The sequence below is a fragment of the uncultured Formosa sp. genome, assembly GCF_947500765.1.
Classification (GTDB): Bacteria; Bacteroidota; Bacteroidia; order Flavobacteriales; family Flavobacteriaceae; genus Formosa.
Window position 1 is genome coordinate 325,480 of sequence record NZ_CANMTH010000002.1, and the last position, 23,332, is coordinate 348,811.

Below are 23,332 nucleotides of genomic sequence, written 5' to 3' on the forward strand. Positions count from 1 at the left end.
GGTTATAGTCCTCTAGCTGTTAGCCAAGAGTTTAATATATTATTAAATTCATCAGGGTGTTCCATCATAGCAGCATGCCCACATTTATCTATCCAGAATAAATCTGAATCTGGTAAAAGGTTATGAAACTCTACAGCAACTTCTGGAGGAGTAACAATATCATTTTTACCCCAAATAATACAAGTTGGTACTTGCATTACGGGTAAATCTTTGGCCATATTGTGTCTAATTGCACTTTTAGCAATAGCTAAAGTTTTAATTAGTTTGTTCCGGTCGTTTACAGTTTCGTAAACTTCGTCTACAATTTCTTTGGTAGCTACAGCTGGATCGTAAAAAACATCTTGTGCTTTTTTCTTGATTACTTCGTAGTCACTTCTTTTAGTGTATCCACTTCCCATAGCACTTTCATATAAACCAGAACTACCTGTAATTATAAGTGCTTTTACTTTTTTAGGAAAAAGTTTTGTATGGTATAAACCAATATGTCCTCCAAGGGAATTTCCTAGCAGAATAACATTGTCAAATCCTTTATATTCAATAAAATCATGTAAGTAATTTGCGAAATTTTTCACATTCGTTTTCAGTAAACTCATACTATAAATAGGTAGTACAGGTATTACAACCTTGTAACCTTTAGCACTGAAATAGTTTGAAACTGCGTCGAAGTTGCTCAATCCGCCCATTAACCCATGTAATACAATTATGGGTTGTCCTTCACCCACTTCCATGTAGCTAAAATTCTTCTCTTTTTTTAAGCGATGCGTCATTAATTAGTCATTATCATCAACAAACAAATATAGGTATTTCATTTTTATAATAACCTATTTAATGCGACTCAGCTTAAATACTTTTTCATATTAAATTTTCAAAGGAAAATATAGAGTAATTTTTTTTAGCTAATAGATTTTAAGTCAAGAGCTAAGCTGTTTTTGTACATGCTAAGAGGCTTAGATAGTAAGGTGTGTTCATAAATTTATCAACAAAGTGGTATATTGTGGTAAAAAGTGGTATATTTTTCAATATATTTGACAATTGTAGAATGTAATTCCCAAAAATTGTTTTGAACTCATTAATAGGCACATACGAATGTAAAGTAGACGCGAAAGGCAGATTGATGCTTCCTGTTTCGTTGAAAAAGCAGTTGAGTGTGGTCTTGCAAGATGGGTTTGTAATTAAGCGTTCTGTATTTAATCCGTGCTTGGAATTGTACCCAATGCAGGAGTGGAATGCTTTAATGCAGAAGCTAAATAAGCTAAATAGGTTTAAGAAAAAGAACAACGATTTTATTAGAAAATTTACAGCAGGTGTAAAAATGATAGAGGTAGATGGTACAGGTCGGTTGTTAATTCCGAAGGATTTAGCTGTTTTTGGAGGGATTTCAAAAGAAATAGTTGTGGCTTCGGCTGTAAATATTGTTGAAATTTGGGATAAAGATAAGTATGAATTGAGCATAAGTGGCTCGGCTGATGATTTTGCAGATTTAGCTGAAGAAGTTATGGGACAAGATGATGAAGATTATGGAATATCATAACCCGGTATTATTAAAGGAAACTGTAGACGGTCTTAATATTAAGGAAGACGGTGTATATGTAGATGTGACTTTTGGTGGTGGCGGACATAGTAAAGAGATTTTAAAACGTCTTGGTCCGAATGGAAAGTTATTTGCATTCGATCAGGATCCAGATGCTTTAGAAAATGCTTTAGATGATGAACGTTTTCAGTTAATACATGAAAACTTTAGATATGTGAAACGTTTTTTGCGTTTTTACGGTGTGAAACAAGTAGATGGTGTTTTGGCAGATTTTGGCGTGTCGTCTCATCAATTTGATGTTGCGGAACGAGGGTTTTCTACACGATTTGAATCGGATTTAGATATGCGTATGAATCAGGCTAGTCAACTATCTGCATATCATGTGGTGAATGATTATGATGAAGAGCAGATTCGTGATGTGTTGTGGCAATATGGAGAATTAAGACCGTCGGTAGCGATGGCTAAAGCTATAGTTGAACAGCGCGAAATAGAACCTATTATTACAAGTGCTCAGTTAAAGAAAACATTGCAGCGCTTTTTGCCTCCTAGAAAGGAGAATAAAATTTTGGCTCAAATATATCAAGCGATTCGTATAGAAGTGAATCAGGAAATTGCGGCTTTAAGGGAGTTTTTAGAGCAAACACCAGAAATTTTGAAGCCAGAGGGGCGATTAAGTTTTATTTCTTATCACTCCTTAGAAGATAGATTGGTAAAGCGTTTTGTGAGAAATGGAATGTTTGAAGGCGAACCTGAGCGTGATGTGTATGGAAACTTTGAAGTACCGTTAAAAAAAGTTGGTGGTTTAATAGTGCCGTCGGCAGAAGAAGTGAAATTAAATAATAGGGCTCGAAGCGCTAAGCTTAGAATAGCTGAGAAGATATGAGGAAAAGTACTTATAGTATTTTAAAAGGAACTTTTCTTGTTAGTGATGACTCGTTTAAGAATTGGCGTGTTATTGTGTTTGTATCGTTTTTGGCTTTTATAATGATAGCGAGTTCGCATAGTGCAGATCGGAAAGTTCATGAGATTGCAAAGCTGGGAGATGATGTGAAGGAATTGCGATCGGCTTTTATAGATGGTCGTTCTCGGTTAATGCGGATTAAAATGGAATCGTCAATAGTAGAAAAAATGTTAAAGAAGGGCTTGGTGCCTTCTGAAATTCCACCAAGAAAAATTAAAGTTAATATTAAAAATTAAAGTTAAAACTTGGCAACAAACGGAAAGAACATATTAAACAGATTATATTTTGTGGCAGGATGTATGTTCCTTTTTGCTATAGCTGTGCTGTTTAAGTTGTGTTCTATTCAATTTATTGATGGTGATAAATATCGTAGTCTAGCAGAAAAACGTACTATAAAATCTGTAACTATTCCTGCAAATCGTGGTAATGTTTATGATTCTGAAGGTAGTCTTTTGGCAACTTCGGTGCCTAAGTACGATATTCGTTTCGATGCGGTTACTCCGTCTTCTAAAACTTTCGAAAAATATTTAAAACCGTTATGCGATTCGCTTCATGTCTTTGGAGGGAAACCTTCTAGTTACTATCAAAATGTATTGAGAAGAGCGCGTGCGAATAGAAATAGATATCATTTAATAGCAAGAAATATTGGGTATTCAGATTATATCCGTTTGCGAAATTTTCCTCTTTTAGGGCTTGGTGCTTTTAAAGGAGGTTTAATCGTTGAGCAAAAAACAAAACGAGAACATCCAATGGGTGGCATGGCAGAACGTACTATTGGTTACGAACGAATAGATGAACAGGGAAATGTAACGCGTCCTGGTATCGATGGAGCCTTTGGAGTAAAGTATTTGCGCGGAACAGATGGGAAGCGTTTAAAACAAAATATAGGTAAAGGGCAATGGAAGCCTATTGCGGATTATAATCAGATAGAGCCTAAAGATGGTTATGATGTCTATACAACGATTAATGTTAATATTCAAGATATTGCGCATCATGCATTATTGAAGCAGTTAGAGTATTATGAAGCAGAACATGGTTGTGTTGTTGTAATGGAGGTTGCTACAGGTGAAATTAAAGCAATTTCTAATTTAGGACGCACTAAAAGTGGGGGCTATTACGAGAAGCTAAATTATGCAGTGGGAGAATCTCATGAGCCAGGCTCTACGTTTAAAACAATGGCTTTAGTGGCTGCTTTGGAAGATAAAGTGGTAGATACGGCCACTGTAGTAGATACGGAAAATGGATCGAAACGATTTTATGGACGTTCAATTTCTGATTCTCATCATGGTGGTTTTGGGAAAATTTCTGTAGCGCGTGCCTTGGAGGTGTCGTCTAATATTGGTTTAGCAACAATTATTGATGAGGGATATTCTAAGAATCCAGAGAAATTTATCGAAAAATTAAGGTCTTGGCATTTGGATAAACCTTTAGGGATTCCTATTAAAGGAGAAGGTGTTCCTGTTATTCCTGCGCCAGGAGATGCTAAGTGGAGTAGAAATGCTTTACCATCTATGGCTTATGGATATAATTTAAGTGTAACACCACTGCAAACCTTAACGTTTTATAATGCTATAGCGAATAATGGTGTTATGGTAAAACCGCGTTTTATTTATAGTGTAAAAGAATTAGATACACCGATAGAAACATTTCATAAAGAGGTGATAAATGAAAAAATTTGTTCGGAAGAAACAGTGAAAGAAGTTCAGGCTATTCTTGAAAATGTAGTAAAACACGGAACAGGGAAGTCGTTATATAATCCGTATTTCTCAATGGCGGGAAAAACAGGAACTGCTAGAACAGAATATTGGATGGCAGATTGGAAAAATAATAAGCGTTATGTGTCTTCGTTTGCAGGATATTTTCCTGCAGATCATCCTAAATATTCTTGCATTGTGGTTATTCATAAGCCAAGTACTAAAAAGGGATTTTATGGTGCAGATGTTTCTGGGCCAGTATTTAAAAGTATCGCTCAAAAAATATTTACAGATACGCCAATTATAGATGAGGTTAATTCGCTTCAAGTGGCAGATAAATCGGTTAATGAAGAGTTTGAAGATTTTTATAAAACAGCTCAAACGTATAAAACAATAATGCCAAAAGTAGTCGGGTTGCCTGTAATGGATGCTGTTGCGTTATTAGAAAATTTAGGGTTAAAAGTAGAGATGGATGGCTTAGGGAAAGTGAAGTCTCAGTCAATTCCTAAAGGACAAAAAATAAAAAAGAATCAAAAAGTAGTATTAAAAATATCGTGAGTTTATTAAAAGATATATTATATAAAGTAGCTATTGATACTGTTGTTGGGACAACCAATGTACAGGTTAATAATATCGCTTTCGATTCAAGAAAAATTGAATTGAATGATGTGTTTGTAGCAATTTCTGGAACTGTAGCCGATGGTCATGGTTTTATAGAGGTAGCTGTAAATAATGGAGCTTTAGTTGTGGTTTGCGAATGTATTCCGGAAAAAAGAGTAAATGGAGTGACTTATGTTCAGGTTGCCGATTCTAAAATTGCTTTGGCTATAATGGCTTCTAATTTCTACGGTAATCCTTCAGGAAATTTAAAACTTGTAGGAGTTACAGGAACGAATGGAAAAACTACGATTGCTACACTTTTATATCAGTTATTTAAAAATGCAGGATACAAGGTTGGATTGCTTTCAACAGTAAAAATATTAATAGATAATCACGAATATACAGCGACACATACAACACCAGATTCGTTAACAATTAACTCATATTTGAGTATGATGAATGAAGAAGGTGTCGAGTTTTGTTTTATGGAAGTAAGCTCGCACGGTATTCATCAGAAACGAACTGAAGGACTTCATTTTGTTGGAGGAGTGTTTACAAATTTGTCGCACGATCATTTAGATTATCATAAAACGTTTGCTGAATATCGTGACGTGAAGAAAATATTTTTCGATCAGTTGCCTAAAACAGCTTTTGCTTTGGTAAATGTAGACGATAAAAATGGCGAAGTGATGCTTCAGAATACTAAAGCAGAAAAGCATACTTACGCTTTAAAAAATTATGCAGACTATAGAGCTCAGATTTTAGAAAATCAGTTTACTGGGTTGTTGTTAAAAATTAACGATAATGAAGTTTGGTCTAGATTAATTGGTCGTTTTAATGCATCTAATTTATTGGCTATTTATGGTGTTGCCGAATTGTTAGGATTAAAAAAAGACGAAACATTAAGATTAATAAGCGGATTAGAAAGTGTTAGTGGACGGTTTCAATATGTGATTTCAGAAACTAAAATTACCGCTATTGTAGATTATGCACATACGCCAGATGCATTGCAAAACGTATTGGAAACCATTAATAGTATTAGAACTAAAAATGAAGATTTAATTACAGTTGTGGGCTGTGGCGGAAATAGAGATAAGACCAAACGTCCGGAAATGGGAGATATTGCTTCTACTTTAAGTACTAAGGTGGTGTTTACAAGCGATAATCCTAGAAATGAAGAACCTGGAGTTATTATAGAAGAAATTGAAAAAGGTGTAGAACCTATTCATTTTAAAAAAACAATGTCTATTGTAGATAGAAGGCAAGCAATAAAAACCGCTTGCCAATTGGCAAAGCCAAACGATATTATATTAATTGCTGGTAAAGGTCATGAGACTTACCAAGAAATTAAGGGAGAACGTTTCGATTTTAACGATCTCGAAATTGTAAAAGATTATTTAAAACAGCTAGAGAAATAAAATGCTATACTATTTTTTCGAGTATTTAGAAAAACATTATCAATTCCCCGGAGCGTCGTTGTTTGGGTTTATAACCTTTCGTGCCGCAATGGCAATATTGATGTCGTTAATGATTTCTACGGTTTATGGAAAACGAATTATTAATTTTTTACAGCGTCAGCAAGTAGGAGAAACAATTCGTGATTTAGGACTAGAAGGTCAGACAGAAAAAGCTGGTACGCCAACTATGGGTGGAATTATTATTATTCTAGCTACGCTTATTCCAGTTGTTTTGTTAGCGAAGTTGGATAATGTTTACATCTTATTACTTATTGTAACCACTTTATGGATGGGAACTATTGGTTTTATAGATGATTATATCAAGAAATTTAAAAACGATAAAGAAGGATTAAAAGGAAAGTTTAAGGTGCTTGGCCAAGTTGGATTAGGACTTATTGTTGGGGCGACTCTGTACTTTAATCCTAATGTTGCTATTAAAGAAAAATTACCAGTCGCACAACAACAAGAAATATTAGCAGAAAATCCAAATGCATTGCCAAGTAAGTTTTTTGCAGAAGAAGTGCAATCTACTAAAACAACAATACCTTTTGTAAAAGGAAATGAGTTTGATTACGCCGATTTAATTACTTGGATTAATCCAGATTTTGCGAAATACGCTTGGGTGTTATTTATCCCAATTGTAATTTTTATAATTACGGCGGTGTCTAACGGAGCAAACCTTACCGATGGTATTGACGGATTAGCAGCAGGTACATCTGCAATAATTGTATTCACATTAGGAATTTTCGCTTGGGTTTCAGGGAATATTATTTTCTCAGATTATCTCAATATAATGTATATCCCACGCGTAGAGGAAATTACAATTTATATTGCTGCTTTTGTAGGGGCTTTAGTTGGTTTCTTATGGTATAATACATATCCGGCACAAGTGTTTATGGGAGATACGGGGAGTTTAACTATAGGTGGAATTATAGCAGTGATTGCAATTGCAGTTAGAAAAGAATGGTTAATTCCTGTCTTATGCGGAATCTTTTTAGCAGAGAATTTATCGGTAGTATTACAAGTAGGTTACTTTAAGTATACAAGAAAGAAATATGGTGAAGGTCGGCGCATTTTTAAGATGTCACCTTTACATCATCACTATCAGAAATCAGGATATCACGAAAGTAAAATTGTAACCCGATTCTGGATTGTAGGAATATTATTAGCTATCGTAACAATTGTAACGCTAAAAATTAGATAGATGAAACGACTAGTAATTCTTGGAGGAGGAGAAAGTGGTGTAGGGACAGCGCTTTTAGGAAAAGAAAAAGGATTTGAAGTGTTTGTTTCCGATAAGGGAAAAATAAAAAATAAGTACAAAGACGTTCTAATACATAATGAGATTGAATGGGAAGAAACTCAGCATACTGAGTCTAAAATTCTGAATGCAGATGTGGTTATGAAAAGTCCAGGGATTCCAGATAATGTGCCTTTGGTAAAACAATTGCTTGAAAAAGGAATTTCTGTGATTTCTGAAATTGAATTTGCAGCCCAGTTTACATCAGCAACCATACTTGGCATTACCGGAAGTAATGGGAAAACAACAACAGCGACTTTGGCGTATCATATTTTAAACAAAGAATTAGACGTTGGATTAGCAGGGAATATTGGAGACAGTTTTGCAAAACAGGTTTTAGAAGATAATTTTAAAAACTATGTGCTTGAGATTAGTAGTTTTCAGTTAGATGGGGTTAAAGGTTTTAATCCGCATATCGCTGTAATTACCAATATTACACCAGATCATTTAGATCGGTATAATTATAATTTTGAAGAGTATATCTCTTCAAAATTTAGAATAGCAATGAATCAAACAAAAGATGATTATTTGATTTATGATGCTGATGATGAAGTGCTAGTAGATTGGTTAATGAAACATCCTGTACAATCGCAATTATTGCCGTTTTCTTTAGATAAAAAAATAGAAAATGGCGCGTATTTAGACAACAATAATATTAAAATAACAATAGATAATAATCAGATAATTATGCCTACAAAAGACCTAGCATTAGAAGGTAAACATAATATTAAAAATGCGATGGCTGCATCGACGGTAGCGCACTTATTAAAAATAAGAAAGCAGACTATTCGTGAAAGTTTAGAGAATTTTCAGGGTGTAGAACACCGTTTAGAACAGGTGTTAAAAATTAACAAGGTTCAATATATTAACGATTCAAAAGCCACTAATGTAAATGCTACATATTATGCTTTAGAAAGTGTATCTGCGCCAACTGTTTGGATTGTTGGAGGTGTAGATAAAGGGAATAATTACGAAGCGTTATTTCCGTTTGTAAATACAAAAGTGAAAGCTATTATTTGTTTAGGTGTTAACAACGAGAAATTGTTACAAAACTTTAGCAATATGGTCGATATTATTGTGGAAACACAATCTATGAGTGAAGCTGTTAAAACGGCTTACAAAATAGCAGAAGCAGGTGATAATGTCCTATTGTCTCCAGCATGTGCTAGTTTTGATTTATTTGAAAGTTATGAAGATAGAGGAAGACAATTTAAAGACGCGGTAAGGAATTTATAATGCAAGAGTTTTTAAACAAATTAAAAGGAGATCGTTCCATTTGGGCTATTGCTGCTTTGCTGGCATTATTCTCATTTTTACCGGTGTATAGTGCGGCAAGTAATTTGGCGTACATGCGGGGTAGCGGTAGTACTTTTGCTTTCTTTTTAAAACATTTTATGCATTTAAGTGTCGGTTTTTTTATTACCTATGTGGTTCATCTTATGCCGTATCGCTATTTAAGAGGGCTCTCTATGGTGTTTATTCCTGTAGCTCTAGTGTTGTTAGGTATTACTATGCTGCAAGGAACAACTATAGATGGTGCTAATGCAAGTAGATGGATACAGATTCCTATTGTCGGTATGTCGTTTCAAACATCAACATTTGCGTCGGTAGTTTTAATGGTGTATGTCGCGAGATATATGTCTAAAATGGAAGACAAGCCCATAACGTTAAAAGAATCAATTTTACCGCTTTGGATGCCTGTTTTCTTAATACTTATTTTAATTTTGCCGGCTAATTTTTCGACAGCTGCATTAATATTTTTAACAGTATTAATATTGGTTTTTTTAGGTGGGTATCCTATTAAGTATTTGGCATTAATAATAGGTTTGGGAATCTTGTCGTTGGCTATGTTTATATTGGTAGCTAAGGCTTTTCCAGAAGCGATGCCTAACCGTGTAGATACATGGTTGAGTCGTGTAGAGAATTTCTCTAATGGAGAAGATACAGAGGAAGATTATCAGATTGAAAAAGCGAAGATAGCAATAGCATCAGGAGGTATTCAGGGTGTTGGTCCAGGTAAAAGTGTTCAGAAAAACTTTTTACCACAATCGTCTTCAGATTTTATTTATGCCATCATTATCGAAGAATATGGCTTAATAGGAGGTGTGGTTTTAATGGCAATGTATCTATGGTTTTTAGTGCGTGTTATTATAGTGTCTCATCAGGCAAAGAATATTTTTGGAACACTTGTTGTTCTTGGTGTAGGTTTACCAATAGTAATACAGGCATTAATAAATATGGCAGTTGCTGTAGAGTTGTTTCCTGTAACAGGACAAACGCTTCCGTTAATTAGTAGTGGAGGAACATCGATTTGGATGACATGTTTGGCTGTAGGAATTATATTAAGTGTGAGTGCTAGAAGTGAAGCTTCGGCAAAAGGAGAAAAAATAGATGAAGAAAATCCGTTAGAAATTTTATCGGAAGCAATATAATGAGTAAAACGTATCGTATCATATTATCAGGAGGTGGAACCGGCGGACATATTTATCCGGCGATTGCCATTGCAAACGAATTAAAACAACGTCATCCAGACGCTCAGTTTCTTTTTGTTGGTGCAAAAGATAGAATGGAGATGGAAAAAGTGCCTCAAGCAGGTTACGATATTAAAGGATTGTGGATTTCAGGAATTCAGCGTGAGTTAACGCTTAAGAATTTAATGTTTCCATTTAAGCTAATAAGTAGCCTTTTTGCTGCCAGAAAAATTATAAAACAATTTAAGCCCGATGTCGTTATTGGAACTGGTGGATTTGCCAGCGGACCGTTATTACATATGGCATCAGGAAAAAATATTCCGAGTTTAATACAGGAACAGAATTCTTTTCCGGGAATAACAAACAAGTTATTGTCTAAAAAGGTTCAGAAAATTTGTGTCGCTTACGATGGTTTAGATCGATTTTTTCCAAACCATAAAATTATAAAAACAGGAAATCCTGTGCGCCAAGGATTGTTAGATATTCAATCTAAAAGAGAAGAAGCTAAAGCCTTTTTTAAATTAGTGCCAGAAAAAAAGACGCTATTAATTTTAGGAGGAAGTTTAGGATCTAAGCGTATAAATGAGCTGATAGAAAAAGAGATCGATTATTTGCAAACCCGAAATGTTCAGATTATTTGGCAGTGCGGAAAGTTGTATTACGATGCATATAAAATTAATGGTAATACAAAAAATGTTCAGGTATATGCTTATTTAAATAACATGGATTTTGCTTATGCTGCTGCAGATGTTATTATTTCTAGGGCAGGTGCAAGTTCGGTTTCAGAATTATGTATTGTAGGTAAACCGGTTATTTTTATACCATCTCCTAATGTTGCAGAAGATCATCAAACTAAAAACGCGATGTCTATTGTAAAAGAAAATGCAGCTCTGTTAATTAAGGAAGGTGATTTAGATGTCGATTTTGAAAATAAGTTTTCTCAATTAATTGAATCAAAAGAAAAACAAAACGCTTTAGGCGAAAACATAAAAAAATTAGCATTAGTAAATGCAACAAAAGATATTGCAAACGAAGTAGAAAAATTATTGAATATTTAAATGAACTTAAACAGCATAGATAACGTATATTTTATAGGCATTGGCGGAATAGGTATGAGCGCTTTAGCTCGCTATTTCAAAGCCAATAACAAGCGTGTTGCTGGGTACGATAAAACACCTAGCGACGTGACTCGTGCATTGGAAGCTTTAGGTATCGATGTTCATTTTAACGATTCTATAGCAAATGTAGATGGTGCATTTTTAAATTACGATACTACTTTGGTGGTATATACTCCAGCAATTCCGAAAGATAATATGGAATTGGTGTACTTTAAAAACGAGAAAAGTTTTACTGTTTTAAAACGCTCGGAAGTTTTAGGATTAGTCACTAAAAACACGTTTTGTTTAGCTGTTGCAGGTACGCATGGTAAAACCACCACTACTAGTATACTTGCGCATTTATTATACGAATGTAATGTACCGTTAACAGGGTTTTTAGGTGGGATTAGTGAGAATTATAATTCGAATTATATTTCTAAAGGGGTAGAGGTTTCTGTTGTCGAAGCAGATGAATTTGACCGTTCGTTTTTAACGTTATCACCAGACATTGCTTGTATTACATCTATGGATGCAGATCATTTAGATATATACGGTGAAGCCAAAGCGTTAGAAGACTCTTTTGTTGAGTTTTCTAAAAAGATAAAAGACAATGGCATATTGTTTGTTAAAAACGGATTGCCAATACAAGGAATAACATATGGTATAGAAGATGATTCTGATTATACCGCACAAAATATAAAAATTGAAAATGGGGCTTACGTGTTTGATGTTAAGACACCAACAACCGTTATTAAAGATATACAATTTGACCTACCTGGTAGACATAATTTGTCGAATGCATTAATAGCCTTGGCGATGGCTGTCGAGTATGGTTGCCCTGACCAACAGCTCGCCAAAGCTTTAGCATTATACAAGGGGGTTAAAAGACGTTTTACATACCAAATAAAAACAGATAATTTGGTTTTTGTAGATGATTATGCTCATCATCCAGAAGAGATTAATGCTGTGTATCAGGCCGTTTGTGAGATGTATGCAGGTAAAAAAGTTTTAGCTGTCTTTCAACCACATCTATTTAGTAGAACACGTGATTTTGTAGATGAATTTGCTAAGAGTTTGTCTCAGTTTGATGAGGTGTTGTTGTTAGATATTTATCCAGCAAGAGAATTGCCTATAGAAGGTGTAACGTCTAAATGGTTGTTAGGGAAAATTAAAAATGAAAACAAAGAATTGGTGTCAAAATCAGATCTTATTTCAAAAATATTAGCCAGCGATGCAGATGTCATAATTACTATGGGAGCTGGAGATATTGGAGTCGAAGTTGAATCAATTAAAATCGCATTAGATGGCCGATAAAGTACATTGGGGATATGTGAAACTCATTCTGTTAACAGGATTGGTATCGTTTCTGTTTGCTTTTGCTTCGGTAAGAAATGGGCAAAGAAAAGTGTCTGAACCTGCGATTCATTTTCAAGGCGATAATAATTTATATATAACTCGCGAAAATGTTAGTAACTTGTTAATACAAAAAGAGAAAGGTGTTTTAAACATGAATAAAGAAACTCTAGATTTGAATACTCTAGAATTTGCCCTAAATTCTAACCAGTTTATCAAATCTGCACAAGTTTATGTTGATGTAAACGGCTTGTTAACAGCAGATATTGAACAAAAAAAACCTATCGCTCGCGTACAGGACGACACATCTTTTTATATAGATGATCAAGGGGGCTACATGCCGCTGTCGTCTAACTTTACCGCTAGAGTGCCATTTGTTGTTGGCCATATTGAGAAAAATAACATGAGCAATGTTTTTAAAATTGCTCAGAAAGTTTATAATGATATTTTTTTAAAGACACATGTTGTAGAAATTCATCAAGATGAAAATCTAAAAGTGTCATTAAAGTTAAGACAACACCGTTTCGATGTGTATTTAGGAGATTTAAATCAGCTAGATAAAAAAATAAATAATCTTAAAGTCTTTTATAAAAAGGCTTTAAAAGAGGATACTCTTAACGATTATAAGACTATTAATTTGCAATTCGATAACCAAGTGGTGTGCACCAAAAACTAAACTATGGAACATAATATAGCAGTTGGATTAGATATTGGAACCACAAAAATTGTGGCCATGATTGGTCGTAAGAATGATTACGGAAAATTAGAAATTTTAGGTATAGGACGCTCTAAAAGTTTAGGGGTGCATCGTGGGGTGGTTAGTAATATTACACAAACCATTCAGTCTATACAACAAGCTGTGCAGGAAGCAGAAGCTTCTGCGGGTAATAAAATTGAAGGTGTTACTGTAGGTATTGCTGGTCAGCATATTCGCAGTTTACAACATAGCGATTATATTACAAGACCTAATTCTGAAACCGTTATTGATGAAACCGATATCGATAAATTAATTAATCAAGTGCATAAGTTGGTTATGCTTCCTGGTGAAGAAATTATTCATGTTTTACCACAAGAATACAAAATTGATGGTCAAGCAGAAATTAAAGAACCAATTGGGATGCATGGCGGGCGTTTAGAAGCTAATTTTCATGTTGTTGTTGGTCAAGTATCATCAATTAGAAATATTGGTCGTTGTATTAAAAGTGCCGATTTAGAGCTAGAACGTTTAACATTAGAGCCTCTTGCTTCTGCGAATGCAGTATTAAGTCAAGAAGAAAAAGAAGCTGGTGTAGCACTAATCGATATAGGAGGTGGCACAACAGATTTGGCTGTCTTTAAAGATGGTATTATTCGTCATACAGCAGTTATTCCTTTTGGCGGAAATGTAATCACAGAAGATATTAAAGAAGGCTGTTCAATTATAGAAAAACAAGCCGAATTATTAAAAATAAAATTTGGTTCAGCTTGGCCAGGAGAAAATAAAGATAACGAGATTGTATCTATTCCTGGATTAAGAGGTAGAGAACCAAAAGAGATTACGCTTAAAAATTTATCTAAAATCATTCACGCACGCGTGGTTGAAATCGTAGAACAAGTATTTTTAGAAATTAAAAATTACGGTCACGAAGAACAAAAAAAGAAATTAATTGCAGGAATTGTATTAACTGGTGGTGGGGCCCAATTAAAACATTTAAAGCAATTAGTAGAGTACATTACAGGTATGGATACCAGAATAGGATATCCTAACGAGCATTTGGCAGGCGATAGTAATGAAGATATTACAAGTCCGTTATACGCAACCAGTGTAGGTTTAGTTTTAGATGGATTAAAACATCAAGAGCGTAAGCAAAGAGAATCTAGAATTGAAGAAATAGAGGAGGAAGAAGTTGAGAATCCAGCATCTATTTCAGAAGAAATTTTAGAAGAAAAGGAGGAGTTGAAAGAAACTCGACCAGAAAGAAGGGAGCGCAGAAATTTTTTGGACAAGTTTACAGACAAGATCAAGGATTTTTTGGACAACGCAGAGTAATAGAAAAGTTACGCAATATAATTAAGCAGATATTGCTATATATATAAAAATAAAGACAAAAGTTAAGATTAAACCCAGTAAAAAAGAATTTATGAGCAGCAACAAAGAATTCGCAAGTATCTCATTTGATTTACCAAAGAACCAATCAAATGTAATTAAAGTTATTGGTGTTGGAGGTGGTGGTAGTAATGCTATCAACCACATGTTCCAGCAAGGTATTAAAGGAGTAGATTTTGTAATCTGTAATACAGATGCACAAGCACTTCAAAATAGTGGTGTTCCAAATAAAATTCAGTTAGGATTAGATCTAACCGAAGGATTGGGAGCGGGTGCAAATCCTGAAATAGGCGCCCAATCTGCAATAGAAAGTCATGACGATTTAAAGCGCATGTTGGATACCAATACAAAAATGATTTTTATAACTGCCGGAATGGGTGGTGGTACAGGTACTGGAGCTGCACCAATCATCGCTAAAATGGCAAAAGATTTAGATGTCTTAACTGTTGGTATTGTTACCATGCCTTTCCAATTTGAAGGTAAAATGCGTAACGAACAAGCGCAAAAAGGAATTGAAAAATTACGTAATGTAGTCGATTCTTTAATTGTAATTAATAACAATAAACTTCGTGAGGTTTACGGTAATCTTGGTTTTAAAGCAGGGTTCTCTAAGGCAGATGAAGTGTTAGCCACTGCTGCTCGTGGTATAGCTGAAGTTATTACACATCACTACACTCAAAACATAGATTTACGTGATGCCAAAACGGTATTAAGTAATAGTGGTTCTGCTATAATGGGATCTTCGATTTCTTCTGGACAAAACAGAGCGAAAGATGCTATTATGAAAGCTTTAGATTCTCCGTTATTAAATGATAATAAAATTCAAGGTGCCAAAAATGTATTGTTGCTAATCGTTTCTGGTGCACAAGAAATTACTATTGATGAGATTGGAGAAATCAATGATCATATCCAAAGTGAAGCTGGACATGGTGCAAACATTATTATGGGTGTTGGTGAAGACGAATCTTTAGACGAATCTATTGCTGTAACTATTATTGCTACAGGTTTTAATTTAGATCAGCAAGACGAGATCTCTAATACCGAAGCTAAAAAAGTTGTTCACTCTTTAGAAGAAGAACAAAGTTTAGATAAGCAAGAATCTAATAAAGTAGATCGTGAACCTGCTATTATTACACCAAATATTGAATTAAAAATTGAAAAAGCTCCTGAAGTTGTAAGACATACTTTAGATATAAATGATTTAGAAGATTTTGATGCTCCTATAAAAAAGGAAACACCAAAACCTTCAAATAACATGGATTTAGTGCCAACAACTGAAGCTATAAAAAATATTGAAGTTAATCTTGATCAGTTTCCCGACTTAAATATAGATGCAAATGATTTTGTTTTTACAGAAATAAAAAATGATAAAGTTCAGCCAACAACACCTATAGAAGACGAGGAAAAACAAATTACATTAACTTTCGATATGCCATTACAACATGGTCAGCATACGAATACACCTCAAGAAGAATCTAAAACGGTTATTAAGCATGCTTTAGAAGATACAGATGCAGTTAAAAATGCTCCAGTAAAAGAATATGTAGAAATAGTAAACGTAACAGAGTCTAGTAATAAGGGAGAAGTTAGGTATGTACTTGATGATTACGAAGAACAAGACAAGAAAATAGCGGTTAAAAAAGATAGAAATGTTGTTGAAGATGATACCTTAAATAACTTTAATCAGGATGTTAGTTTTATTAAAAAAGATATGCCTTCAGAACCTGTAAAATCTGTTCCGCGTACTCCTTCAGAACCAATTGATCCGATGAATACGCCTATTTCTGAAATGCTTAAAGAGCGTGCAGCAGAACGTCGTAGAAAAATGAAAGATTTTAACTATAAATTCAATACTTCAAAAATTGAAGAAATAGAGAAAGTTCCTGCTTACAAACGTCAAGGTGTTCACTTAGATGAAACACAACATTCTTCAGAAAATAACATGTCTGGAACAAGTTTAAGTGTAGACGATAATAACGATATTCAGTTAAGAAGTAACAACTCGTTTTTACATGATAATGTAGATTAATTTAATAGAAAAAATAAGCCACAATTTAGTTTAAACCCAAAAACTCTAAGAGCTTTTTGGGTTTTTCTTTTTATCTTAGCAAGAAATTTAAATAATGGGTTTACAACAAGATATCATGACTGCTATGAAGGTGGCTATGAAAGCAAAAGACCAGACAGCATTATCTGCTTTAAGAGCAGTAAAAGCTGAGTTATTATTAGCACAAACAGAAACTGGTTCTAAAGAAGAAATTACTGAAGAACATGAGATACAAATATTATCTAAACTAGTCAAGCAGCGAAAAGATAGTGCAGCTATTTATACCGAACAAAATCGATCTGATTTAGCCGAGCCAGAATTAGCTCAAGCAGAAGTTATTAGCCAGTTTTTGCCAGAGCAATTGAGTGAAGAAGCTATAGAAAAAGTGGTTGTATATACAATTTCTAAAGTTGGGGCTGCGGGTATGAAAGATATGGGGAAAGTTATGGGTATTGTTAATAAAGAATTAGCAGGAAAAGCCGATGGAAAAACCATTTCAACTTTGGTAAAAAAGAACCTAGTTTAAGTTTAAATATATTATAAAAGCATTCTTGTTTTTATAGGGATAATGGCTGCGTAGTTCAACTGGATAGAATATCAGATTTCGGCTCTGAGGGTTGGGGGTTCGAATCCCTTCGTGGTCACATTGTTAATACCTTAATTATTTGTTATTTCAAATGATTAAGGTTTTTTTTGTTTAGACTTTAATGCATGGGTGTAATTAAGATAAATATAATTGGGAGTAGTAATTATGCTTCATTCTAAATAAAGTCTATAGTATAAAAAAATTTATAAAAAAGCAGAAATAGTATTCTGTATTTCTTATTTTGTAATCTTTATTTAAGTCTTCAAAATTAGCTATTTAAAAGTGTTTGATTATGCGTAAATTTTACTTTACTTTTTTTTTATTTATAGTAGTATCTCAACTGTTATTGTCTCAAAAAAGGTATGAGTATGTGTCTGCGCCAAAAGATGCAACGCAAAATGTCTATTTTGGTACAGTAGTCAGTGATCCGTATCAATGGATGGAAAATCCTGAAGATCTTAGATTAAAAGTTTGGTTAGAAGATCAAGAAAAAATTACAAGCAAAATTAAAAGTAAATATTTAAAGACTTTAGATTTAAAGGATCAACTATATGCAATGTATTATGGTGTTAAGAAAGAACAAATTGAGGAGAATATAATAAAAGACTCTGTAGGTTTAGATAAATATCAGTTTAAATATAAAACACAAAACTCAAGTCGCTTTCCTAATTTATTATATCGTTTGTACGATAAAGGTAATTACCTCACTCTAGTCGATATAAAAAAGCTGATGGGTAATTCAGGAGATAATATAGCTGTTGCTAGCTATAGTGTTAATGAAGATTACGATTTAGCAGCAGTATCAATCTCTCGTAACGGAAGTGATTGGCATGAGTTACTCTTTTATAATCTAAAAAACGGACAACAATTTCATAATACCTTAAAACATGTAAGAACAGGAACAACAATTGTTTGGGATAAAATGAATTTGTATTATGATAGATATGATAAGCCAACAGAAGGTCGGGAATTATTAGATAAAGCTCAAGGACAAAAAATGTATTATCATAAATTTGGAAATGAGCAAGAACAAGATAAACTACTATACATAAATACAGCTGGATCTGATGACGGATTTAGTTTTTTTGAGTTGAATGAGAAACTGTATTTTTATAGCACATTTAACCACAAAAACACGTTATATAAAACATTATCGGTAGCCAATAAAGATTCTACAACATTACATATTAAGAAGTTTCTTGTGTACCCTAATAATTCAAAAGACAAAATATCTATAAAAGCTGCTTTTGAAAATAAAGTGTTATTGCAAACTAATTGGGGAGCACCTAACGGTCGTGTACTTTTAGCAGATGTTAATGAACCCAATAAACCCATTGAGATTGTTCCTGAGTATGATGTGCCTTTACGAGATGTTAATAGGTTAGGAAAAGATATGTTTGTTTGTGTTTATAAAAACGGAAATAAAGATTTAGCCTTGTTTTTTAATTTAGAAGGAAAATTACTTAATAAAATAGATTTCCCTGAAGGAAAGAAAGTAAACTATTTATACGAAACAAATGAAGACGCTAAATACACAAGTTTTTGTGTGTCATCTTTTTACCATCCCAATCTTTGGTATCAATTAAGTTTAGAAAAACTAACATTCGAACCGATTAGGTCTGTCTCTGTACCTTATGAGCCAGAATCTTTAGAAACACGATATGTAACTTATAAGTCTAAAGATGGTACAGAAATCCCAATGTATATTACATGCCTTAAAAAAACGAAATTAAATGGAGAAAACCCTACTATGCTTTATGGTTATGGTGGTTATGGTACAACTGTAGAACCAAATTTTGATGAATCTAAAGTGTTGTGGCTGTTACATGGAGGTGTTCTTGCTGTACCAAATATTAGAGGAGGCGGTGCTGGAGGATCTGAATGGAGCGAACAGGGACGTCGTTTAAAAAAACAGAATGGGATAGACGATTTTATTGCAGCAGGAGAATATCTTATCGATCAGAATTATACAAGTAAAGAGCATTTAGGAAGTAACGGTAGATCTCATGGAGGATTACTTGTTAGTGCAGCAGCTATACAGAGACCAGATTTGTTTAAAGTAGTTATTGCAGAGGCTGGTCCTTATGATATGTTACGGTTTGGGAAATTTACTGTAGGATCTGCAATAGCTAATATTGATGAGTTTGGAGATGTTTCAAATTTAGAAGATTTTAATAATCTTAAATCATACTCACCTATTCATAATATTAAAGCAGGAGAAAAATATCCTAATTTTTTATTAATGACAGGAGAAAGTGATGATAGAGTGCCGTCTTTACATTCTTATAAATTTTTAGCGTCACTTCAGGAGAAAGCAAATCCAGAATCACTCTCTATTATGTATGTTACTCCTGGTGCAGGTCATGGTGGAGCATTAAGCTTTCAAGATTGGCTAGATGCTACTTTGTATAAGTATGCTTTTTTATATGATTTTTTAAATTAAAAAGAGTCCATCGTTAATAAACAGAGTAATTTCTTATACTTCAGATAAATTAACGGTTATTTAATACGTTTTATTTCATTTAAAAAATGAATTAGTTTTCTTCAAATTTACTTTTAGTTAAAAAAATAATTTTTTGACGCTACGAAGTGATTATAATTATTCAATTATCAATTTTTGATTTGTCTTACAAGTTATAGTTGAAAAAATACTTAGTTATATATGTCTATTTTATGAAATCACTCTGTTTTGTGAAAAAAAGAAAAATATACAAAAGACTATTATTGTAAGTAAAAATTGTTGAAAAATATTTTTTTTGAGCTTCGGCTTTTCTATGAAATATCATTTTTATTCGGTTACTACAAGGTTTTCGTAAAATCCAGTTTTCTATATTTTATGTAAAATCCTACATAAATTTGTAGTCCTTAAGATTGTGTTTATGTAAATATTTAAACTGTATTTTGTTAAATTGTGAGTTTTTTGGGGGCAAATTTGTATTTCTTACAAAATACCTATGGTTTTAACGTAATAATAACATATATTAGCAACACCAAATTGGTAAACCAATCTAGATAACCAATCTAGGCCACCAATTTTGGTTAATCATTATTGATTATATAAAGAAGTATTTTTTAACCAAAACAAATTACAAATGAATTTAAAAACTAAACTAACTTTAATGCTAGTATTGATATTCAATATATCATTATTTGCACAAGACGGGTATCAATTATCCGGGACAGTAACAGATGAGGGCAACATGCCCATTCCTGGTGTTAATGTACTTGTGGTAGGGACCACAACAGGTGCGGCGACAGATTTTAACGGGGACTTCCAATTAGAAGTATCATCTGGCGATGTGCTTCAATTTTCTTATGTAGGTTATATTAAACAATCCGTAACAATAACAGATCAAAAAACACTTAACATTTCTTTAGTTGAAGATGCTAGTGAATTAGACGAGGTTGTTGTTGTTGGATATGGATCACAAAAAAAGAGCGACATTACGGGAGCTGTATCTTCAGTTAAATCTGCAGATTTAACAGCGTTTCCTGTTTTAAATGCAGAACAAGCGCTTCAAGGTCGTGCTGCAGGTGTTGTTGTTCAATCTAATAATGGTGGTGAGCCAGGTGCTCCTATTAGTATTAAGATTAGAGGTAATACATCTATTAATGCAAGTAGTTCTCCTTTAATTGTTGTTGATGGTTTTGTGGGTGCATCCATGCCTCAAGCAAACGATATTCAATCGATGGAAGTTTTAAAAGACGCTTCAGCAACAGCTATTTACGGGTCTAGAGGATCTAATGGTGTTGTTTTAGTTACCACTAAGAAAGGTAAGAGTGGTAAATTAGTTGTTGAGCTTAATTCTACTTATGCTATTAACTCTATTTCTAACGAATTAGATTTATTAAATGCAGATGAATTTGCAGATTACCAAAATCAAATCAGAACAAATAACGGTGTGTCTTCTGCTTATACTCAAGGAGATTCAGATACAGATTGGCAAGATTTAATTTACAGATCTGGTAGTACTCAAAATCACCAGCTTTCTTTTTCTGGTGGTACAGAAAAAATTAACTTTTATGCTTCTGCTAACTACTTTAATCAAGAAGGTATCTTAATCAATTCAGATTTCGAAAGAGCTACATTTTTAACTAACGTAGATGCGCAAGTAACAGACAAATTAAAATTAGGAATGAATCTTTTTGGAAGTAGAGGAACTAAAAATGGTGCCGCTACACAATCTAATGGTTCAGTTTCTGCAGGTGGTGACGACGTTATTACATTAGCAATGCGTTATGCTCCTGATCAAGGTGTTTATAATGCAGATGGAACTTATAACTATGGTAACACAGTAGGAGATCCAGTAGACAACCCATATGCAGTTGCTAAAGAAAGAATAGACGAAACTAAAGCAGACGATTTTAGAGCAAACTTTTATGCTAATTACGATATCTTAGAAAACCTTACGTTTAAAACTACATTTGGTTTAAGTACAGAAAATTCAACTCGTGGTATTTACTTACCATCTGTGTTAACGCAAACAGCTGGTGGAGATAATGGTAGAGCATCTGTAGAAACAGATAGAGAAACTAGTGTATTAAGTGAAAACTACTTAACGTATACTAAAGAGATTGGAAAAGGGAACTTAACAGTATTAGCAGGTTATTCTTATCAAAAAACAGTAAATGAAAATTTCTATACTGAAGCAACAGGATTTATCTCAGATAGTTTTTCTTACTATGGTTTAAGTTCAGCAACAAATGTATTAACTCCAGATTCTTCTATCTCTACAGTAGAAATTCAATCTCAATTTGGTAGATTAAATTACGATTGGGACGATAAGTATTTAATTACTGCTACAGTAAGACGTGATGGTGCTTCTAACTTTGCTGAAAACGAAAAATATGCAATCTTCCCTTCAGGAGCTTTAGGTTGGAAATTATCTAACGAAGATTTCTTAAAAGATAGCGAAACAATTTCTAACTTAAAATTAAGAGCGAGTTATGGTGTAACTGGTAACCCTTCTATTGGAGCTTACGAATCTTTAGCTAGATTTGAAACACTTTACGCTTCAAGTAATGGTGAAACAGTAAGTGCTATTACTCCAGAACAAGCAGCTAACCCAGATTTAAAATGGGAATCTTCTTACCAAGCTAACTTTGGTGTTGATGTTGCTTTCTTAAATAACAGAATATCTTTCTCTGTAGATTATTATAATATAGATACTAAAGATTTAATTTTAACAGATAACACGATTACTGAATACTTAGGGTATACAGGAGATGATATCTTAGCAAACATTGGTGAAATTAACAACAGAGGTTTTGAATTCGCTATTAACACTAGAAACATTACTAACGATAACTTTAGCTGGTCTACAGATTTCAACATTGCGTTTAATAAAAACGAAGTTGTAAACTTAGCAAACGGAGCAGATTTATTCTTCGATGCAACACCAAGTTACTGGAGTCATGATAGAAGTTATGTGTTAAGAGAAGGAGAAGAAGTTGGTTTATTCTGGGGGTATGAGTACGAAGGTGTTTACCAAGGAAATGATTTACCAGAAGGTACAGCAACGTTATCAGGTGGTGTAGCAGGAGATCCTTTATTTGCAGATTTAGATGGAAGTGGAGATATTACTTCAGCAGATAGAACTACTATTGGTAATCCTAATCCTGATTTTACATTCGGATTTACAAACAACTTTAGCTACAAAAACTTCGATATGAGTATTTTCTTCCAAGGTTCTCAAGGAGGTGAAATTTTCAACTTAACAGACTCTCAATTAACTAACGGAGATGCTAATACAACTAAAAAGTATTACAACAATGCTTGGACATCTACAAACACAGATACTAACGATCCAAGAGTAGGAAACAATAGTAACAGAGAAGTATCTTCTCGTTTTGTTGAAGACGGAAGTTATATCAGATTAAAAAACATTGCAATTGGCTATAACTTACCTAGCGATGTTATAGAGAAATTCGGTTTAGAAGCATTAAGATTTTCAGTTAGTGCACAAAACTTATTAACATTTACTAGTTATTCAGGTTTAGACCCTGAAGTAAACTACTACGGTCGTGGAGGAGATAATAATACATCGGCTAACACAGCTCAAGGATTTGACTTTGGAAATTATCCAACAGTAAAATCTGTAAACTTTAGTCTTAACTTGAAATTTTAATAAATAATTTAAAAAGAAACA

At 33.6% G+C, this 23,332-nt stretch carries 17 protein-coding genes and 1 tRNA gene; 17 read left to right on the plus strand and 1 reads right to left on the minus strand.

Going from position 1 to position 23,332, the window contains the following annotated elements:
• Positions 1-2 precede the first annotated feature (2 nt).
• Positions 3-767 (minus strand): alpha/beta hydrolase, encoded by a 765-nt coding sequence (locus Q1B05_RS04500; RefSeq protein WP_299778043.1) that lies wholly within the window; start codon positions 765-767, stop codon positions 3-5.
• A 293-nt stretch (positions 768-1,060) separates the two neighbouring features.
• On the opposite strand from Q1B05_RS04500, the gene mraZ reads away from it, so the two are divergent.
• The 17 genes from mraZ (at position 1,061) to Q1B05_RS04585 (ending at position 23,311) form a co-directional block, all read left to right on the plus strand.
• A complete protein-coding gene (gene mraZ, locus Q1B05_RS04505; protein ID WP_299778045.1) occupies positions 1,061-1,531 on the plus strand; it encodes a division/cell wall cluster transcriptional repressor MraZ in 471 nt (156 codons plus the stop codon).
• The gene (rsmH, locus tag Q1B05_RS04510) at positions 1,518-2,414 is read left to right on the plus strand and encodes a 16S rRNA (cytosine(1402)-N(4))-methyltransferase RsmH (RefSeq protein ID WP_299778047.1); all 897 of its coding nucleotides are present in this window, start codon (positions 1,518-1,520) and stop codon (positions 2,412-2,414) included. The genes mraZ and rsmH overlap by 14 nt, the downstream gene beginning before the upstream one ends.
• Complete coding sequence (locus Q1B05_RS04515; protein WP_299778049.1) at positions 2,411-2,728, plus strand: FtsL-like putative cell division protein; 318 nt, start codon at positions 2,411-2,413, stop codon at positions 2,726-2,728. Before rsmH ends, Q1B05_RS04515 begins: the two co-directional genes overlap by 4 nt.
• Before the next feature lie 63 nt (positions 2,729-2,791).
• On the plus strand, positions 2,792-4,744 hold the full coding sequence (locus Q1B05_RS04520; protein ID WP_299778725.1) for a penicillin-binding protein: 1,953 nt from the start codon (positions 2,792-2,794) through the stop codon (positions 4,742-4,744).
• Positions 4,741-6,204: a UDP-N-acetylmuramoyl-L-alanyl-D-glutamate--2,6-diaminopimelate ligase gene (locus tag Q1B05_RS04525; protein WP_299778052.1), complete on the plus strand. Its 1,464-nt coding sequence runs from the start codon at positions 4,741-4,743 to the stop codon at positions 6,202-6,204. The genes Q1B05_RS04520 and Q1B05_RS04525 overlap by 4 nt, the downstream gene beginning before the upstream one ends.
• A 1-nt stretch (position 6,205) precedes the next feature.
• Complete coding sequence (gene mraY, locus Q1B05_RS04530; protein WP_299778054.1) at positions 6,206-7,447, plus strand: phospho-N-acetylmuramoyl-pentapeptide-transferase; 1,242 nt, start codon at positions 6,206-6,208, stop codon at positions 7,445-7,447.
• Positions 7,448-8,779: a UDP-N-acetylmuramoyl-L-alanine--D-glutamate ligase gene (gene murD / locus Q1B05_RS04535; RefSeq protein WP_299778056.1), complete on the plus strand. Its 1,332-nt coding sequence runs from the start codon at positions 7,448-7,450 to the stop codon at positions 8,777-8,779. It abuts the gene before it with no gap.
• A complete protein-coding gene (locus Q1B05_RS04540) occupies positions 8,779-9,975 on the plus strand; it encodes an FtsW/RodA/SpoVE family cell cycle protein (RefSeq protein WP_299778058.1) in 1,197 nt (398 codons plus the stop codon). The genes murD and Q1B05_RS04540 overlap by 1 nt, the downstream gene beginning before the upstream one ends.
• Entirely contained in the window at positions 9,975-11,072 is a 1,098-nt protein-coding gene (murG, locus tag Q1B05_RS04545) for an undecaprenyldiphospho-muramoylpentapeptide beta-N-acetylglucosaminyltransferase (RefSeq protein ID WP_299778060.1), read from the plus strand. The genes Q1B05_RS04540 and murG overlap by 1 nt, the downstream gene beginning before the upstream one ends.
• Positions 11,073-12,425: a UDP-N-acetylmuramate--L-alanine ligase gene (murC, locus tag Q1B05_RS04550; protein ID WP_299778062.1), complete on the plus strand. Its 1,353-nt coding sequence runs from the start codon at positions 11,073-11,075 to the stop codon at positions 12,423-12,425. It abuts the gene before it with no gap.
• Positions 12,415-13,140, plus strand: a complete 726-nt coding sequence (locus Q1B05_RS04555) for a cell division protein FtsQ/DivIB (RefSeq protein ID WP_299778064.1) — start codon at positions 12,415-12,417, stop codon at positions 13,138-13,140. Before murC ends, Q1B05_RS04555 begins: the two co-directional genes overlap by 11 nt.
• A gap of 3 nt (positions 13,141-13,143) precedes the next feature.
• Positions 13,144-14,493 (plus strand): cell division protein FtsA, encoded by a 1,350-nt coding sequence (gene ftsA, locus Q1B05_RS04560; RefSeq protein ID WP_299778065.1) that lies wholly within the window; start codon positions 13,144-13,146, stop codon positions 14,491-14,493.
• 91 nt (positions 14,494-14,584) lie between these two features.
• On the plus strand, positions 14,585-16,579 hold the full coding sequence (gene ftsZ, locus Q1B05_RS04565) for a cell division protein FtsZ (RefSeq protein ID WP_299778067.1): 1,995 nt from the start codon (positions 14,585-14,587) through the stop codon (positions 16,577-16,579).
• A gap of 94 nt (positions 16,580-16,673) precedes the next feature.
• Positions 16,674-17,123 carry a GatB/YqeY domain-containing protein gene (locus tag Q1B05_RS04570; RefSeq protein ID WP_299778069.1) on the plus strand — a complete coding sequence of 150 codons (450 nt, stop codon included), beginning with the start codon at positions 16,674-16,676 and terminating at the stop codon, positions 17,121-17,123.
• A gap of 44 nt (positions 17,124-17,167) precedes the next feature.
• Positions 17,168-17,241, plus strand: a tRNA-Arg gene (locus Q1B05_RS04575).
• 234 nt (positions 17,242-17,475) lie between these two features.
• A complete protein-coding gene (locus tag Q1B05_RS04580) occupies positions 17,476-19,626 on the plus strand; it encodes a prolyl oligopeptidase family serine peptidase (RefSeq protein WP_299778071.1) in 2,151 nt (716 codons plus the stop codon).
• Positions 19,627-20,275: 649 nt separating this feature from the next.
• The gene (locus tag Q1B05_RS04585) at positions 20,276-23,311 is read left to right on the plus strand and encodes a TonB-dependent receptor (protein WP_299778073.1); all 3,036 of its coding nucleotides are present in this window, start codon (positions 20,276-20,278) and stop codon (positions 23,309-23,311) included.
• Positions 23,312-23,332 lie beyond the last annotated feature (21 nt).

What these genes read in the sequence shown, in the direction of transcription:
- rsmH (WP_299778047.1), top strand. Translation starts at nt 1,518, where the DNA reads ATGGAATATCATAACCCGGTATTATTAAAGGAAACTGTAGACGGTCTT.
- Q1B05_RS04515 (WP_299778049.1), top strand. Translation starts at nt 2,411, where the DNA reads ATGAGGAAAAGTACTTATAGTATTTTAAAAGGAACTTTTCTTGTTAGT.
- mraY (WP_299778054.1), top strand. Translation starts at nt 6,206, where the DNA reads ATGCTATACTATTTTTTCGAGTATTTAGAAAAACATTATCAATTCCCC.
- Q1B05_RS04500 (WP_299778043.1), bottom strand. Translation starts at nt 767, where the DNA reads ATGACGCATCGCTTAAAAAAAGAGAAGAATTTTAGCTACATGGAAGTG.
- Q1B05_RS04570 (WP_299778069.1), top strand. Translation starts at nt 16,674, where the DNA reads ATGGGTTTACAACAAGATATCATGACTGCTATGAAGGTGGCTATGAAA.
- ftsA (WP_299778065.1), top strand. Translation starts at nt 13,144, where the DNA reads ATGGAACATAATATAGCAGTTGGATTAGATATTGGAACCACAAAAATT.
- murD (WP_299778056.1), top strand. Translation starts at nt 7,448, where the DNA reads ATGAAACGACTAGTAATTCTTGGAGGAGGAGAAAGTGGTGTAGGGACA.
- Q1B05_RS04555 (WP_299778064.1), top strand. Translation starts at nt 12,415, where the DNA reads ATGGCCGATAAAGTACATTGGGGATATGTGAAACTCATTCTGTTAACA.
- murC (WP_299778062.1), top strand. Translation starts at nt 11,073, where the DNA reads ATGAACTTAAACAGCATAGATAACGTATATTTTATAGGCATTGGCGGA.
- murG (WP_299778060.1), top strand. Translation starts at nt 9,975, where the DNA reads ATGAGTAAAACGTATCGTATCATATTATCAGGAGGTGGAACCGGCGGA.
- Q1B05_RS04540 (WP_299778058.1), top strand. Translation starts at nt 8,779, where the DNA reads ATGCAAGAGTTTTTAAACAAATTAAAAGGAGATCGTTCCATTTGGGCT.
- ftsZ (WP_299778067.1), top strand. Translation starts at nt 14,585, where the DNA reads ATGAGCAGCAACAAAGAATTCGCAAGTATCTCATTTGATTTACCAAAG.
- Q1B05_RS04580 (WP_299778071.1), top strand. Translation starts at nt 17,476, where the DNA reads ATGCGTAAATTTTACTTTACTTTTTTTTTATTTATAGTAGTATCTCAA.
- Q1B05_RS04520 (WP_299778725.1), top strand. Translation starts at nt 2,792, where the DNA reads ATGTTCCTTTTTGCTATAGCTGTGCTGTTTAAGTTGTGTTCTATTCAA.
- Q1B05_RS04585 (WP_299778073.1), top strand. Translation starts at nt 20,276, where the DNA reads ATGAATTTAAAAACTAAACTAACTTTAATGCTAGTATTGATATTCAAT.